The 16,767-nt window shown below is 64.9% G+C and carries 12 protein-coding genes; 7 read left to right on the top strand and 5 right to left on the bottom strand.

Translation table 11 applies throughout. The annotated features are described in order from the left end of the window. Positions 1-12 precede the first annotated feature (12 nt). From manD to U5A82_RS14150, 6 genes are all read left to right on the top strand, one after another. Complete coding sequence (manD, locus tag U5A82_RS14175; RefSeq protein WP_326291490.1) at positions 13-1,224, top strand: D-mannonate dehydratase ManD; 1,212 nt, start codon at positions 13-15, stop codon at positions 1,222-1,224. Between the two features lie 142 nt (positions 1,225-1,366). Then, entirely contained in the window at positions 1,367-2,650 is a 1,284-nt protein-coding gene (locus U5A82_RS14170; RefSeq protein WP_326291489.1) for an MFS transporter, read from the top strand. Continuing rightward, positions 2,647-4,062, top strand: coding sequence for a glucuronate isomerase (gene uxaC, locus U5A82_RS14165; protein ID WP_326291488.1), 1,416 nt, complete (start codon positions 2,647-2,649; stop codon positions 4,060-4,062). The genes U5A82_RS14170 and uxaC overlap by 4 nt, the downstream gene beginning before the upstream one ends. Next, positions 4,059-5,525, top strand: coding sequence for a mannitol dehydrogenase family protein (locus tag U5A82_RS14160; RefSeq protein WP_326291487.1), 1,467 nt, complete (start codon positions 4,059-4,061; stop codon positions 5,523-5,525). The genes uxaC and U5A82_RS14160 overlap by 4 nt, the downstream gene beginning before the upstream one ends. Positions 5,526-5,671: 146 nt before the next feature. Continuing rightward, complete coding sequence (locus tag U5A82_RS14155) at positions 5,672-8,605, top strand: TonB-dependent receptor (protein ID WP_326291486.1); 2,934 nt, start codon at positions 5,672-5,674, stop codon at positions 8,603-8,605. Positions 8,606-8,961: 356 nt separating this feature from the next. Beyond that, positions 8,962-10,188, top strand: a complete 1,227-nt coding sequence (locus U5A82_RS14150) for an SGNH/GDSL hydrolase family protein (RefSeq protein WP_326292939.1) — start codon at positions 8,962-8,964, stop codon at positions 10,186-10,188. Positions 10,189-10,300: 112 nt separating this feature from the next. Here U5A82_RS14150 and U5A82_RS14145 read toward each other — a convergent pair whose 3' ends face one another. Continuing rightward, positions 10,301-10,789 carry an Lrp/AsnC family transcriptional regulator gene (locus U5A82_RS14145; protein WP_326291485.1) on the bottom strand — a complete coding sequence of 163 codons (489 nt, stop codon included), beginning with the start codon at positions 10,787-10,789 and terminating at the stop codon, positions 10,301-10,303. 98 nt (positions 10,790-10,887) lie between these two features. On the opposite strand from U5A82_RS14145, the gene putA reads away from it, so the two are divergent. Next, positions 10,888-14,487, top strand: a complete 3,600-nt coding sequence (putA, locus tag U5A82_RS14140) for a trifunctional transcriptional regulator/proline dehydrogenase/L-glutamate gamma-semialdehyde dehydrogenase (protein ID WP_326291484.1) — start codon at positions 10,888-10,890, stop codon at positions 14,485-14,487. Between the two features lie 8 nt (positions 14,488-14,495). Here the strand turns inward: putA and U5A82_RS14135 are convergent, their stop codons facing one another. The 4 genes from U5A82_RS14135 to U5A82_RS14120 all read right to left on the bottom strand — a co-directional run bounded on the left by U5A82_RS14135 (position 14,496) and on the right by U5A82_RS14120 (position 16,764). After that, positions 14,496-14,864 (bottom strand): YciI family protein, encoded by a 369-nt coding sequence (locus U5A82_RS14135; RefSeq protein WP_326291483.1) that lies wholly within the window; start codon positions 14,862-14,864, stop codon positions 14,496-14,498. A gap of 27 nt (positions 14,865-14,891) precedes the next feature. After that, positions 14,892-15,074: a hypothetical protein gene (locus U5A82_RS14130; RefSeq protein WP_326291482.1), complete on the bottom strand. Its 183-nt coding sequence runs from the start codon at positions 15,072-15,074 to the stop codon at positions 14,892-14,894. Positions 15,075-15,131: 57 nt separating this feature from the next. Next, the gene (locus U5A82_RS14125) at positions 15,132-15,842 is read right to left on the bottom strand and encodes a Crp/Fnr family transcriptional regulator (RefSeq protein WP_326291481.1); all 711 of its coding nucleotides are present in this window, start codon (positions 15,840-15,842) and stop codon (positions 15,132-15,134) included. A 115-nt stretch (positions 15,843-15,957) separates the two neighbouring features. Next, positions 15,958-16,764, bottom strand: coding sequence for a MetQ/NlpA family ABC transporter substrate-binding protein (locus U5A82_RS14120; protein ID WP_326291480.1), 807 nt, complete (start codon positions 16,762-16,764; stop codon positions 15,958-15,960). Between the last annotated feature and the right edge of the window lie 3 nt (positions 16,765-16,767).

The following is a 16,767-nucleotide window of genomic DNA, read 5'->3' as shown; positions in this document are numbered from 1 at the left end:
AGGACTGCACATATGCCTAAAATCATTGATGCAAAAGTTATCGTCACCTCGCCCGGCCGCAATTTCGTCACGCTCAAGATCATCACCGAAGACGGTGTGTACGGCCTGGGTGACGCGACGCTCAACGGCCGCGAACTCTCGGTCGCCAGCTATTTGCAGGACCATGTCATTCCCTGCCTGATCGGCCGGGACGCGCACCGGATCGAGGATATCTGGCAGTATCTCTACAAAGGCGCCTATTGGCGTCGCGGCCCGGTAACGATGTCGGCCATCGCCGCCGTCGACACCGCGCTCTGGGACATCAAGGGCAAGCTGGCCGGCCTGCCGGTCTATCAGCTGCTGGGCGGCGCGAGCCGCGAGAGCGTGATGGTCTATGGTCACGCCAACGGCACCACGATCGAGGATACGGTCAAGGTCGCGCTGGAATATCAGGCGCAGGGGTACAAGGCGATCCGCATCCAGTGCGGCGTGCCGGGCATGGCGTCCACCTATGGCGTGTCGAAAGACAAATATTTCTACGAACCGGCCGACGCCGACCTGCCGACGGAAAATGTCTGGAACACCAGCAAATACATGCGTGTGGTGCCCGAACTGTTCAAGGCTGCGCGCGAAGCGCTTGGCTGGGACGTGCATCTGCTGCACGACATCCACCACCGCCTGACCCCGATCGAGGCCGGTCGCCTGGGCAAGGATCTGGAAGAATATCGCCCCTTCTGGCTGGAGGACGCGACGCCCGCCGAAAATCAGGAAGCCTTCAAGCTGATCCGCCAGCACACCACCACGCCTTTGGCCGTGGGCGAAATCTTCAACTCAATTCACGATTGCCGCGAACTGATCGAAAACCAGCTGATCGACTATATCCGCGCCACCGTGGTCCATGCGGGCGGCATCAGCCACCTGCGCAAGATCGCGAACCTCGCCGACCTGTATCAGGTGCGTACCGGCTGCCATGGCGCGACCGACCTGTCGCCGGTCTGCATGGCCGCCGCGCTCCATTTCGACCTGTCGATCCCGAATTTCGGGGTGCAGGAATATATGCGCCACACGCCCGAAACCGACGCGGTCTTCCCCCACGCCTACACCTTCGCCGACGGGGCGATGCATCCGGGCGAAGCGCCGGGCCTGGGTGTCGACATCGACGAGGAACTGGCCGCCAAATATGAATATAATCGCGCCTTCTTGCCGGTGAACCGGCTGGAAGACGGCACCATGTTCAATTGGTGATCGGGGTGATTGGGGCGTCCGTTGATCTGTCGTTTTTCACGGCATCCATATCCGTTCGTGCTGAGCCTGTCGAAGCGCGCGCGCGCCCTTTGGCAGGCGCAGGGCGAACGGATATGGGTGGTATGGGCGGGTGACTGAGCCAATGAATAGCGCCATCCCCAAACCCTCCGGCAAAATCCGCTGGATCGTCTGCGGCCTGCTCTTTGCCGCGGTCGTGCTGAGCTATGTCGACAGGTTGGTCCTGCCGACGCTCAAGCCCGACCTTCAGTCCCGCTATAACTGGAGCGAGAGCGGCTATGCCGACCTCGCCATCTGGTTTCAGGCGGGCTACGGCATCGCCTATGTCTTTTTCGGCCGCCTGATCGACCGGATCGGCGCGCGGGCGGGCTATGCGCTCGCCGTGTCGCTATGGACGATCGGCCATATCGCGCACATCTTCTTCACCTCGACGGCCGGGATGCTGATCGCCCGCATCCCGCTCGCCATGGGGGAGGCGGGGACGTTCCCCGCCGCCATCGCCGCCACCAACGAATGGTTTCCCAAGAAGGAACGGGCGCTCGCCATCGGCATCTTCAACGCGGGGTCCAATGTCGGCGCGATCCTGACGCCGCTGGTCGTGCCGATCATCGCGGTCACGCTGGGCTGGCGTTGGGCCTTCATCCTGACCGGGTTGTTGACGGTGGTGTGGCTGGCCGCCTGGCTGACCTTCTACCGCACCCCGCGTGAGAAGAAGAACCTGTCGCCCGAGGAACTGGCCTGGATCGAAACCGATCCCGTAGAACCGCAGCGTCCCGTCAAATGGGCGACCCTCTTCCGCCATCGCCAGACCTGGGCCTATATGTCGGGTCGTTTCCTGATCGATCCGGTCTGGTGGACCTTCCTCTTCTGGCTGCCCGATTTCTTCAACAAGCAATATGGCGTGAAGATGCTGGACTTCGGTCCGCCGCTGATCGCGGTCTACCTGCTCGCTGATGTCGGATCGGTGGCGGGTGGCTGGGCCTCGTCGCGCTTCATGGGGCGGGGCTGGAGCCTCAACCGCGCGCGCAAGAGCGCCATGTTCCTCGCTGCACTATGCGCCGTGCCGATCGCCTTCGCCGCCCACGCGCCGTCTATGTGGATCGCGGTCGGCCTGATCGGCCTGGCCTGTGCGGGGCATCAGGGCTTCTCCGCCAATCTCTATGCCTTGCCCGGCGACGTCTTCCCGCGCTGGATGGCCGGGTCGGTCGTCGGCCTTGGCGGCCTGTCCGGTGCGATCGGCGGCATGATGATGGCCAAGTTTGCCGGCATGATCCTGGAAACGGTCGGCAGCTTCGGCCCTATCTTCATGGTCGCTTCCGTCGCCTATCTGATCGCGCTCGGCGTGATCCACCTTCTCCTGCCGCGCTACCAGCCGGTCCTCGCGCCTCTTCCTGGAACCCCCGCATGACAAAGCCCCTGCATCTGCACCCCGATCGCCTGTTCCCCTCGGACCCGGCCACGCGCGACATCGCGCGCAGGCTCTATGCGAGCGTCAAGGATCTGCCGATCGTGTCGCCGCACGGCCACACCGATCCGCGCTGGTTCGCCTATGACGAACCCTTCGCCAATCCCGCAGACCTGCTGATCGTGCCGGATCATTATGTGTTCCGCATGCTCTACAGCCAGGGCGTGAAGCTCGACGACCTCGGCGTCCCCACGGTCGACGGCAGCGCGACGGAAAGCGACCCGCGCGCCATCTGGCGGCGCTTTGCCGAGCGCTATCATCTGCTGCGCGGCACGCCATCGCGCATGTGGCTGGACTGGGTGTTTGCCGAAGCCTTCGGCATCGACGTGCGGCTGGAAGCGGCCACCGCCGACCATTATTACGACATCATCGACGCGGCGCTCAAGACCGACGCCTTTCGGCCCCGCGCCCTGTTCGAACGCTATAATATCGAAGTGATCGCCACGACCGAAGGGCCGCTCGACCCGCTCGACCATCATCGCGCGATCCGCGCGTCGGGCTGGAGCGGCAAGGTCGTCACCGCCTATCGCCCCGACCCGGTGCTGGACCCCGACGATCCGCGCTTCATCGATAATGTCCAACGCTTCTGCGCCATGGCCGGTGAAGATCCCGCCAGCTTCGACGGATACCTGCGCGCGCACGAAAAGCGCCGCGCCGATTTCCGCGAAGCGGGCGCAACCTCGACCGATCATGGCCACCCCAGCGCCTTTACCGCCAACCTGCCGCGCGCGGATATCGAGGCGCTCTACGCCAGGGTCACGACCGGCCCCGCCACCGCGCGCGAAGCCGAACTGTTCCGTGGCCATATGCTCACCGAAATGGCGCGCATGTCGATCGCGGACGGCATGGTGATGCAGCTCCATCCCGGCGTCCACCGCAGCCATAACGCCGCCGTGCTGGCCCGTTTCGGCAAGGATAAGGGCGGCGACATCCCGACCGCCGGGGAATTCGTGCAGGCATTGAAGCCGCTGCTCGACCTCTATGGCAACGACCCGCGCCTGACGCTGATCCTCTTCACCCTGGACGAGGATGTCTATTCCCGCGAACTCGCTCCGCTGGCGGGCCATTATCCCGCGCTGCGCCTGGGGCCGCCCTGGTGGTTCCACGACAGTCCGGAAGGCATGCGCCGTTTCCGCGAGCGCACCACCGAAACCGCCGGCTTCTACAATACGGTCGGGTTCAACGATGACACCCGCGCCTTTCTGTCGATCCCGGCGCGCCATGATGTGGCCCGGCGCATGGATTGCGGCTGGCTCGCCCAGCTGGTCGCGGAACATCGGCTGGAGGAGGACGAAGCTTTCGAGGTCGCCAGCGCGCTGGCCTATGATCTGGTCAAGGCGGCCTACCGACTGTGACCCGCCTGTCCACCGCCACGCTGGCGGCGCTGCCCGCCGACATCATTCGCCCCGCCTATGATCGCGCCACCGTCACCTGCGGCGTCGTGCATATCGGCATCGGCGCTTTCCACCGCGCGCATCAGGCGGCGGTGTTCGACGATGCGCTCAACGCAGGCGACCTGCGCTGGGGCATCGTCGCCGCGTCGCTGCGATCGCCGGGCGTGCGCGACCAGATGGCGCTGCAGGACGGCCTCTACACCATACTGGTGCGCGACGGTTCGGCAGAGGAAGCGCGGATCATCGGCGCGGTGCAACGTGTCATCGTTGCGCCGGAAGACCCGCAGGCGCTCATCGCCGCGCTGGCCTCGCCCGACACCCATATCGTCACCCTGACCATCACGGAAAAGGGCTATAAGCTCGATCCCGCCACCGGGGCACTGATCGCGGGCGATCCGCAGATGGCCGCCGACCTCGCGTCGCTCGACAGCCCCCAGACGGCGCCCGGCTATCTGGTCGCGGCACTTGGCCTTCGCCGCGCAGCGGGCTTGCCGCCCTTCACCGCGATCAGTTGCGACAATCTGCCGCATAACGGCGCGCGTCTGCGGGGCGCGGTGCTGGCACTGGCGCGCCGTCATGACGCCGCCCTTGCTGACTGGATCGCGCAGCATGGCGCGTTCCCGCAAACCATGGTCGACCGCATCGTGCCAGCGACCACGCCCGAAGACATTGCGGCGCTCTCAGCGCGCATCGGTGTCGAGGATCAGGCGATGGTGAAGACCGAACCCTTCCTGCAATGGGTGATCGAGGACCGTTTCTGCGGCCCCCGCCCCGATTTCGGCGCGGGCGTGCAAATCACCGCCGCCGTCGCGCCCTGGGAGGAAGCCAAGCTGCGTTTGCTCAACGGCGCGCATAGCGGCATCGCCTATCTCGGCGGCCTTGCCGGGATCGACCATGTCCATGAGGTGCTGGCCTTGCCAGAAGCGCGCGCGTTCGTGGAATCGACCTGGGACGAAGCCCAAACCACGCTGTCGCCGCCCCCCGAACTCGACGTCGCCGCCTATCGCCACGCCCTCATGGCCCGTTTCGACAATCCCACGCTCCGCCATCGCACCCGCCAGATCGCGATGGACGGATCGCAGAAGCTGCCGCAGCGCCTGCTGGCCCCCATCGCCGCGCGGCTGCAGGCGGGGCAGGGGATCGACGCCCTGTCGCTCGCCGTCGCCGCCTGGATCCACTGGCAGGGCGGCCGGGACGACCATGGCGCGTCCTATCGGGTGGACGATCCGCTCGCCACGCCCATCGCCGCCGCCTTGGCCGATAGCGCAAACCCGGCCGATCGCGTCGCGGCGATTCTCCGTTTCGAAGCGGTCGTGCCGCCCGCGCTGGCGCAGGACGACGTGCTGCGGGCGTCGCTCGAACGTTGGCTCGGCATATTGGAAACCCAGGGCGCGCGTGGCGCTCTGGCCGCTTTCCGGGACTGACAACGTAGTCACCTATATCGTTACCATCTTCCTCCCTTCGATGTCTTGACAAAGTCGATGCCGGGTTTATTGAAGTCTTAGTGATAGCGCTACCAGTTACCGCCCACCGGATAGTCGGGGGCTGCGCTCAGGAGAGGGGTTTGTTCATGTCTTCACGCACCCATATTTTTCGTGCCGCCTTGTTCGCGGCGTCCGCGATCGGCTCGCTGAGCCTGGCGCAGGCCGCGTTCGCCCAGGACGCAGCGGCCCAGCCCGATGCCGCCACGGCCGCCGCGCCGCAGGATGGCGACGTCGCCGACATCGTCGTGACCGGCATCCGCGGATCGTTGCAGAGCGCTACCAACGCCAAGAAGGCCGCCGTCGCTTTCGGCGACTCGATCTTCGCCGAAGACATCGGCAAGCTGCCTGCGACCAACCTCGCCGAAACCCTGAACCGCATGCCCGGCGTCCGCCTCAACCGCGACATTACCGGTGAAGGCACGCAGGTCGCGATCCGTGGCCTTGGTCCCAGCTTCTCGAAGGTGCTGCTCAACGGTTCGCAGATCGCGGTCGCGTCCGACGGCGGCACGACGGGCGGCGGTGGCGGCAACCGCGAAGTCGATCTGGACTTCTTCCCGTCCGAACTCTTCACCCGGCTCGATCTTGCCAAGTCGGCGACCGCGTCCACGATCGAAGGCGGCATCGCGGGCACCGTCAACCTGCGCAATGCGCGCCCTTTCGACAAGCCGGGCACGCATGTCACGGTCGTCGCGCAGGGCCAATATACCGACACCAATGATCGTATCGGCCCGCGTGGCGCGCTGGTCGCCAGCCACACCACCGACACGTTCGGCATCCTGCTCGGCGTCGCAGGCGTGAAGACCAAGACCCGCGTCGACGGCTTTGAATTGGTTGGCTGGACCGACGGCGATCTGGGCACCGTCAATGGCGTCCGCAACGCTGGCGGCAACAATTTCAGCTACGCCTCGGTCGTGCCGCGCAACACCGGCCACGGCCTGGTCGCCGGACAGCCGGTCGATGTCGTCGCGACGTCGGGCCTTACCCGCGATCAGCTCAGCACCGCGCTGATCCCGCGTCTCGGCCGCAACACCCTGACGCAGGGCGATCGTTCGCGTATCTCGGCGCTGGCTTCGGTCGAATGGCGCCCCAGCGACGAACTGCACTTCGCGATCGATGGCATCTGGGCCAAGTCGAAGCGCGATTATAGCAAGGTCAACATGAACTGGCAGGTCCGCAATTCCGGACCCGGCACCAGCCCGCAATCGACCGGCGGCATGGTCCCGATCGGTCTGACCGTGGACGAAAACAATGTCGTCACCAGCGGCACCTTCGCCAACTCGTCCTTCTTCCTGGAATCCAGCCTGTTCAAGCAGACGACCCATTTCTGGAACATCAACCCCAGCGTCACCTGGCAGCCGACCGAAAAGCTGACGGTCGTCGCCAACCTCAACATGTCGAAGAGCCGCTTCTTCCGCGAACAGCCGACCTGGGGGTTCCAGACCACGCCGCAATCGGGCGTCGACGTCTATTATGACAATAGCGACGGCTATTACCCGTCGATTACGACGAATATCGATCTCAACAGCCCCGCCGCTGGTTGGCAATGGTATCGCCAGAACGTCCAGAACGTCCGTCGCAAGACGGAAACCCAGGGCGCGCATCTGGACCTGACCTATGGCGACGAATATCTGAACGTGAAGCTGGGCGGGGCCTATGACCGCGCCAAGCGTTTCGTGCGCGCCTTCGACAACAGCGCAGCCTATCAGCTGACGGTGTGCGGCACCAACTGCGCGGGTCTCACCGGATCGATCACCAACGCGCAGGTCTCGCAATATCTGCTGCCCATGTCGGTCAGCAACTTCGGTCATCTGGCGAGCGGCGACATCGGCTATACGTCCTTCATCCGGCCCGATTTCCAGAAGATCATCGACGCCACCAACTATAACCAGTTCCGCGACAATGCGCCCGAAGCCCGCGGGGCCGTCACCGGCGGCGCAACGGGTGACGTCGATGAAAAGGTCTGGGGCGCCTATTTCGAAGTCAACGGCAAGACCACCTTCCTGGGTCGCGATCTGGATGTGAATGCGGGCATGCGCTACGCCCGCACCCAGCAGAATGTCGTCGGCCCGAGCCAGGTCGGCACCGCGATCGTCGATATCGTGGCCAACTCCACCTATGAAAATTTCCTGCCCGCGCTCAACGTGACCTGGAGCGCGATGGACAATCTGAAGCTGCGTTTCTCCGCATCGCGCACGATGACGCGGCCGGAAGCGGGCAACATCCTGCCCGGCGTCACCTTCTCCGATCCGTCCGCGCTGGAGGCGGCCGCCGGCAATCCGGGCCTCAAGCCCTTCCTGTCGGATAATATCGACATTGGCGGCGAATATTATACCGGCGGGATCGGCTATGTCGGCGTGACGGGGTTCCAGAAAAATATCGATGGCTTCACACAGAACCAGCTTAGCGTCGTCAATTTCGGTTCGCTCAACATTCCGCTGGAGAGCCTGCAATCGACGCAATTGGGCGCATTGCGTGATCGCGCGACGCGAACCGGGGTAGCGATCGAAAATCTGCCGATCAACGTCAATCGCCCCGTCAATCTCCAGGCGCTCAGGCTGCGCGGCCTGGAAGCGACCTGGGTCCAACCGCTCGATTTCCTGGTGAAGGGCTTGGGCTTCTCGGCCAACGGCACCTATATCAAGCAGTCTTCCAATTCGTTCCTCAACGGGGTTCGGCTGGTGGCGACCGGCGTTCCGAAATGGTCGTACAACTTGCAGGGCTTCTACGAAAATGGCGGTCTGTCCGTCAGCCTGAACTATGTTTGGAACGACAAGACGGTAACGACCGGCCCGAACCAGAACGGCATCAGGACCGCAGCCCTGGGCAGCGACGCCCGTGGCCAGCTCGATCTGTCGGCCGGCTATCAGCTACCCTTCTTCAACAAGGCGCTGCGCCTGACGGTCGATGTGCTCAACATCACCAACGAGCCGATCCGCACGATCTTCGCCTACGACAATGCGGCCTATTCCATCTTCTATCCCGGCACCTCGGTCCTGGCCGGTATCCGGGCGAACTTCTGATCCTCCCCCAAGGACACCTCATGGGGTCGGCGGCGACGCCGACCCTTTTCTTGGGTGGATCGCCGGATGCAGGGTGAAGATTGCACCAGAAAAACCTTCCAATGTTGGATTTAATTTGGTCAACCCTGGCTATGAAACCGCATGTTCGCGGCGCCGCGTGACGTGAGTGGCGCGTCGGCGTGACCCGGGTGGCGCGTCATTGGTGCGTCGCTGTGGCGTAACAGGCGCGCAAGCGGTGCGTCGCTGGCGCGTCCCCGGCGCCTGTCATGGGAAAATGGCCGGGAAAGGCAAAGCAGCGACGGTGTGAACTTTCAACCCGTGACCCGACCGTGACCCTGATGAAAGCCAACGCGATGATGCGTCTCTCTCTCCTGTCCTGCCTCCCGCTCGCGCTGATCGTCACGCCGGTGCAGGCCAGGACCTGCGCGCCCGTCTGGGTCGCGGGCTGGGCCTCCGCACAATTTCAGCCCACCGGCGACGCGGCGCTGCCCGCAGGCACGCTGGCCGACCGGACGCTGCGGCAGATCGTGCGGCCCTCCATCGCCGGCAATCGCCTGCGCGTACGCATCTCCAACTTCGCCGGAACCCGGCCGCTGGCGCTGGCGGGCGTCAGCATCGCCAAGGCGATCGCGCCGTCGTCCGCCCGGATCGATCCCGGCACGCTGATATCGCTGCGCTTCGACGGGAAGCCCGACGTCATCGTGCCTCCCGGCGCGGACTATCTGTCCGACCCCGCCTCGCTCCCCGTCGCGGCGCTGGACGATATCGCCATATCGATCCGCTACGACGGCGACCCCGAACAGACGTCGCATCCCGGTTCGCGCGCGACATCCTGGCATCTGCCGGGCGATCACCTGACCGACCTGGCGATGGACGGCGCGGCCAGTTTCGACCATTGGTTCAACCTCGCCGCGCTGGAGGTCGAACGCTGCGCGCCTGCGAAACTGATCGTGGCTATCGGCGATTCGATCACCGACGGCAAAGGCTCCACCACCAACGGCAACGACCGCTGGACCGACATTCTCGCCCACCGCCTCCAGAGCGATGCCCGGCATCGCGACACTGCCATCGTCAATCAGGGCATAGGCGGCAACCGGCTGCTCGACGATGGCCTTGGCCCCAATGCGCTGGCGCGGCTGGACCGCGATGTGCTGGCCGAGCCGGGCGTCACGCATATGATCCTGCTGGAAGGGGTCAACGATCTGGGCATGCTGACCCGCGACGCGCCGGTCGGCGCGGCGGCGCATCAGGCGCACGTCGCCCGCATCATCGGCGCCTATCGTCAGATTATCGCCCGCGCCCATGCCCGGGGGATCAAGGTGATCGGCGCAACCGTCATGCCCTTTGTCGGCAACGGCTATTATCATGCCGATGCACAGAATGAAGCGGATCGGCAGGCGGTGAACGCGTGGATCAGGACGCCCGGCCATTTCGACGCGCTGATCGATTTCGACCGCCTGACCCGCGATCCCGCCCGGCCCGACAGGCTGCTGCCCGCCTACGACGGAGGTGACGCCCTGCACCCCTCACCGATCGGCTATAGGGCGATGGGGGAATCGATCCCGCTGAGCCTTTTCGACTGACATCGAAAAGTCATGATGCGCACTTGCCTTTCCGTTCCCCGGCGCAGGCCGGGGCCCAGTTAGGAGCGTGGGACTGGACCCCGGCCTGCGTCGGGGAACGCATCCCAAGAGGCTATTTCCCCCGCATCCGCCGGTGCCCTGCCTCCAGCACCGTCTCCATCGCCACGAAGGTCGATGTGCTGGCGACATGGGGCAGGGCGCTGATCTTTTCGCCCAGCACTACCCGATAACGCCGAATGTCCGCCGTCCGCACCTTGAGCAGATAGTCGAAATTGCTTGCCAGCATATGGCATTCCTCGACCTCCGGGATGCGCCGGACCGCCGCGTTGAACTCGCCGAGCGCCTTCTCCCGCGTGTCGCTCAGCTTCACTTCGGTAAAGGCGATATGGTCCATGCCCAACTTCGCCGGATCGACGATGGCGCGGAACCCGCGAATGACGCCCGCCTCCTGCAATCGCTTGAGCCGGACCTGGCAGGGCGTCTTGGACAGGCCGACCTGCGCCGCCAGGTCGGTGACGGTCATCCGCCCGTCTTCGACCAAAGCGGCCAGGATACGACGGTCGAAGTCGTCCAGTTCGACTGTTATCGGCTTGTTTTCCATCCAGATGAACTAGCAAAGTCCGATTAATAAGTCACTCCGTCCAGAATAGTGGCTGTCATAAGGCGGAACGATAAAGCGATGTGGATTATTCTGCGATCATGACCGACCAGCCCTTCGTCCGCTTCGCCCCCGCCATCCGCCAGCCAACGCCCCTGCGCGAAGCGATCACCGCCGCCTATCGCCGTGACGAGGCGGCGGCGCTTGCCCCCCTGATCGACGCGGCGACGCTGCCGGACGACACGCGCACCGCCATCGCCGCCACCGCCCGCACCCTCGTCACCGCGCTGCGCGCCAATCACAAGGGCAGCGGCGTGGAGGGTCTGGTGCAGGAATATGCGCTCTCCAGTCAGGAGGGCGTGGCGCTGATGTGCCTGGCCGAAGCGCTGCTGCGCATCCCCGACACCGCCACCCGCGACGCGCTGATCCGCGACAAGATCGCCGATGGCGACTGGGGTTCGCATCTGGGCGGCGACAAGTCGCTGTTCGTTAACGCCGCCACCTGGGGGCTGGTCGTCACCGGCAAGCTGGTGGGCAGCGTGGATGACCGGGGCCTGGGCGCAGCGCTCACCCGCCTGGTCGCCCGGGCGGGCGAACCGGTCATTCGCCGTGGCGTGGACCTTGCCATGCGGATGATGGGCGAACAGTTCGTCACGGGCGAAACGATCAAGGACGCGCTGAAACGCGCGAAGGAACTGGAAGCGAAGGGATTCGCCTACAGCTACGACATGCTGGGGGAGGCCGCGACGACGGCCGCCGACGCGGCGCGCTACTATGCCGATTACGAACAGGCGATCCACGCCATCGGCAAGGCGTCGGCCGGGCGCGGCATCTATGCCGGGCCGGGCATCTCGATCAAATTGTCGGCGCTCCATCCCCGCTATGTCCGCGCGCAGGCCGACCGGGTGATGGGCGAATTGCTCCCCGCCGTAAAGCGCCTCGCCTTGCTGTCGAAGGGCTATGACATCGGTTTCAACATCGATGCGGAGGAGGCCGACCGGCTCGAACTCTCGCTCGACCTGCTCGAAAGCCTGGCGACCGACCCGGACCTTGCCGACTGGAACGGTCTGGGCTTCGTGGTGCAGGGCTATGGCAAGCGCTGCCCGTTCGTCATCGACTGGATCGTGGACCTGGCCCGCCGCGCCGGTCGCCGCATCATGGTGCGGCTGGTCAAGGGCGCCTATTGGGACGCGGAGATCAAGCGTGCGCAGGTCGACGGCCTGCCCGGCTTTCCCGTCTATACGCGCAAGGTCCATACCGACGTCGCCTATATCGCCTGCACTCGCAAACTGCTGGCCGCCCCCGACGCGGTCTTCCCGCAATTTGCGACCCATAATGCGCAGACGCTGGCGACCATCTACCAGCTTGCCGGACCGGACTTCGCCATCGGCCAATATGAGTTTCAGTGCCTGCACGGCATGGGTGAGCCGCTGTACGAACAGGTCGTAGGAGCGGCGAAGCTGGATCGTCCCTGCCGCATCTATGCGCCCGTCGGCACGCATGAGACGCTGCTCGCCTATCTGGTCCGCCGCCTGCTTGAAAATGGCGCCAACAGCAGCTTCGTCAACCGCATCGCCGATCCCGACGTCTCGATAGAGGAGATGATCGCCGATCCGGCCGATGTGGTGCGCGCCATGGCACATCCCGGTCATCGGCACGACCAGATCGCGTTGCCTGCGGACCTCTATCCCGACCGGCGCAATTCCGATGGCCTCGACCTCAGCGACGAAACGACGCTCGCCATGCTGGGCGAAGCACTGGCGCACAGCGCGACTTTGGACTGGACAGCCGCACCGGCGGGTGGTGGTGGAGAGGCGCGGCCGGTCCTCAACCCCGCCGATCATCGCGATATCGTCGGCACCGTCTGGGAAGCAACGGTCGACGACGCCCGCGCCGCCGCCATCCGTGCGGCGGAATCCCGCTGGCCCAACACCTCGGTCGCCGATCGCGCCGCTGCACTGGATCGCGCCGCCGATGCGATGCAGGCGCGCATGCCCATACTGCTGGGCCTCATCGTCCGCGAAGCGGGCAAGTCGCTTCCCAACGCCATCGCGGAGGTGCGCGAGGCGATCGATTTCCTGCGCTATTACGCCGCGCAGGCGCGGTCGACCTTCGGCCCGGTGCAGGTCGCGCTCGGCCCCGTCACCTGCATCAGCCCGTGGAACTTCCCGCTCGCCATCTTCACCGGGCAGGTCGCCGCCGCGCTGGTTGCGGGCAACCCCGTGCTTGCCAAACCGGCCGAGGAAACCCCGCTGATCGCCGCCGAAGCCGTCCGGCTGCTGCATGAGGCGGGCGTGCCTGCCGACGCGCTGCACCTGCTGCCCGGCGATGGCAGCATCGGCGCGGCGCTCGTCGCGGCCCACGAAACCGCCGCCGTCATGTTCACCGGATCGACCGAAGTCGCCCGCCTGATCCAACGCCAGCTTGCCACACGGCTGTCGCCCGCCGGTCGGCCCATCCCGCTGATCGCCGAAACCGGCGGCCAGAATGCGATGATCGTCGACAGTTCGGCGCTGGCCGAACAGGTGGTGGCCGATGTCATCGCGTCGGCTTTCGACAGCGCGGGCCAGCGCTGTTCGGCGCTACGCATCCTCTGCCTGCAAGAAGAAGTCGCCGACCGTACCTTGACGATGCTGAAGGGCGCGCTCGCTGAGCTCAGCATCGGCCGCACCGACGCGTTGAAAGTCGATATCGGGCCGGTCATCACCGCAGAGGCGCGCGACGGCATCGCCCGCCATATCGACGCGATGAAGGCGCTGGGCCGCCAGGTCGATCAAAGCCCGCTGCCGCCCGAAACCGCGCTGGGCACCTTCGTCGCGCCGACGATCATCGCGATAGACAGTATCGCGGAAGTGAGCCGTGAGGTTTTCGGCCCGGTGCTCCACGTCCTGCGCTTCAAGCGGGATCGGCTCGACGCGCTGGTCGATCAGATCAACGCCACCGGCTACGGCCTGACCTTCGGCCTGCACACCCGACTAGACGAAACCGTCGCGCGCGTGACGCGGCGAGTGAAGGTCGGCAACATCTATGTGAACCGCAACGTCATCGGTGCGGTCGTAGGTGTGCAGCCCTTTGGCGGTTGCGGCCTGTCGGGCACCGGTCCCAAGGCGGGCGGGCCACTCTATCTTGGTCGCCTCGTCGCGACGCCGCCGGTCTTCGCCGCCCGCGTCAGCCATCTGCGCTCGCCGCTGCATGGCTTTGCCGACTGGCTTGACGCGCAGGGAGAGGGGGAGGCCGCCGCCCAAGCTCGCCGCACTGGCGACGCGTCGGCGCTCGGCGTGCAATTGGCGCTGCCGGGACCGGTGGGGGAAAGCAACCTCTACGTCTTGCACCCGCGCGGGCGCATCCTGCTACGCCCGGCCACGCGCCAGGGCCTGTTCCGTCAGATGGCGGCGGTGCTGGCGACCGGTAATCACGGCGTGGTGCAGGGAATGATGATCCCGCCGGGGCTGCCCGCCGATGTCGCCGCCTGTTTCAGCACGGACGCCACCGGCCATTATGGCGCCGCGTTGGTGGAGGGGGACGCGGCCAAGGTCGTGGCGACCGCCCAATGTGTGGCGGATCTGCCCGGCCCGATCGTGTCGGTGCATGCCGACGATCGCGGTCATGGCTACTGCCTCGACTGGCTGCTGGAAGAACAGTCCCTGTCCGTCAACACCACGGCGGCAGGCGGCAACGCCAGTTTGATGATGATCGGATAGGCGGTCGCTCAGTCCATGTCGGACAGGTCGTGGAGCGGCCTGATTTCGATCTCGCTGGGGCCGGGCATGGGATTGGGGCATCGCTTCACCCAGGCGATGGCCTCATCCATGTCCTTGACCTCCCAGAGCCAGAAGCCCGCGACCAGTTGGCGTGGCTCTGCGAAAGGCCCGTCGATGACTGTGCGGTCAGATCCGTCGAACGCGACCCTCTTGCCTTGGGACGAAGGTGTCAGGCCGTCGGCCATCACCAAAATCCCGGCCTCTTCCAGCGCGTCGTTGAAGCGGCCCATCGCCGCCATCATCGCGTCCGTCTCGGGCGAGCGATGATAGCCTTTTTCGCTATCCTCGGTCGCCTTCACCAGCACCATCACCCGCATCGCATCCCTCCTTTGACGGCGAAATAGTCAACGTAGCGGCGAAGATCGTTGCGCCTTCGCGTCCGATGCAGCGCGCAGCAATGCATGCGCCGTACCTTCTGCGGCTTCCGGCGTCATGCTGATCGCTATCCCGTCCGGCCCGTCGAGCATGACCTGTCCCTGCTCGGCAACAGCCTTGCCAGCTTCCTCATAGACGCCTTTCTCGCGCATCGTTCATCCTTATATTTGTCGTTCGCAGAGGGACGCGCGGCTGTGCGCGCGGTTCCGTCATTCTTCGATAAACAGATAGGATGGGTCGAATTCGCACAGTTGACGCAGTGCTGGCAGATTATCGATCGTCACTTTCGCCCGCTGAACGTGCAGCAGTTCTCGCTCCCGCAGTTCCTTCAACATGCGATTGATGTGAACGGGGGTCATGCCGCACACCTCGCCCAGATCGGTCTGGGTCAGGGGCAGGTCGAAGCTGCGACCATCGCTGCGGCCTACAGCGCGCAGCTTCGCTTCGATCTCGCAGAAGAAATGCCCGAGTTGCGAGACGCCATCCAGCCGCCCCATGCGGAATATCCATTCGCGATGCATCGCGGCATCCAGCAAAGTGCTGAACCACATCAGCTTGGTCAAATTAGGTCGCTCGTGCAACAACATGTCGATCGTTTCGTGGCGAACCAGCGCCACCTTGCATGTTCCCAGCGTGGCGACGTCATGATCCAGCCGGCCCAGCGGATAGCCATGAAGGTCGACGAAATCACCCGGCACATGCACCGCAACAAGCTGACGACCGCCGTTTCGGTCGTCCATATATCGGCAGATGAAGCCGTCGATCAGATAGGTGCTGACGCCGATCGGTTTCCCGGCGATGGCAAGCGGCTGGCGCGGCGCGACCGTCCGCACGTCGGCGACGGCCTGCTCCAGCGCCGCCAGGTCGCCGTCGGTCAACTGTTCGCGGCGGCGATTACGCAGGAAATCGGTAAAAATCATCTATTGGCCCCCGTTTGTGAAGCGCATCGGTTTGCGCTCCGAACACATGAGAGGCACCCCATGGGTCGGTCGGATCGGATATGTAATGATCCTCGGCCCGCATGGTTCCCCTGGCTTAGAAGGCTGGGAGCACCGCGCCCTTGTAGTGATCGGCCATGAAGCGCTTCACATCGTCGCTTTGCAGCGCCGCAACCAGCTTTTCGACGCGTGGGTCCTTCTCGCTGCCGGGCTTGCCGACCACGAAATTGACATAAGGCGATTTGCCATCCTCGATCGCCAGCGCGTCGCGCACCGGATTAAGCTTGGCGTCCAGCGCGTAATTGGTGTTGATCAGGGCCAGGTCGACCTCACCCAACGTGCGGGGCAGGGTGGCCGATTCCAGTTCGCGAAACACCAGCTTCTTGGGGTTGTCGGTCACATCGCGAATGGTCGACAGCGGGTTGGTCGGGTTCTTCAGCTTGATCATCCCCACCTTTTGCAGCAGCAGCAGCGCACGGCCGCCATTGCTCGGTTCGTTCGGAATGGCGACGGTCGCGCCATCGGGGAGTTGGGCCAGACTCTTCCACTTGCGCGAATAGGCGCCCAACGGCTCGATATGGATGCCCGCGATCGGTTTCAGACTGGTGTGCTGCGCCTTGTTGAACTCGTCCAGATAGGGGCCGGTCTGGAAATAGCTGACATCGATCTGCCCCCGTTCGACCTGCAGGTTGGGCTGCACATAATCGTTGAAGACGCGGATGTTCAGCGTCACGCCCTGCTTCGCGAGCGCCGGTTTGATATGGTCCAATATTTCGGCATGCGGCACGGCTGTAGCGGCGACGCTCAGCGTCGCGCCATCGGCGGGCGCAGCCTTGTCCTTCGCCCCGCCGCAGGCGGCCAGCAGCAGCGCAGGAAACAGGATGAGAAGCGAGCGGCGCTGCATGGG

This window comes from Sphingobium sp. CR2-8, from assembly GCF_035818615.1.
GTDB lineage: Bacteria > Pseudomonadota > Alphaproteobacteria > Sphingomonadales > Sphingomonadaceae > Sphingobium.
The sequence above is the reverse complement of the archived record's forward strand: the minus strand, read 5'-3'. Positions and strand labels throughout refer to the sequence as shown.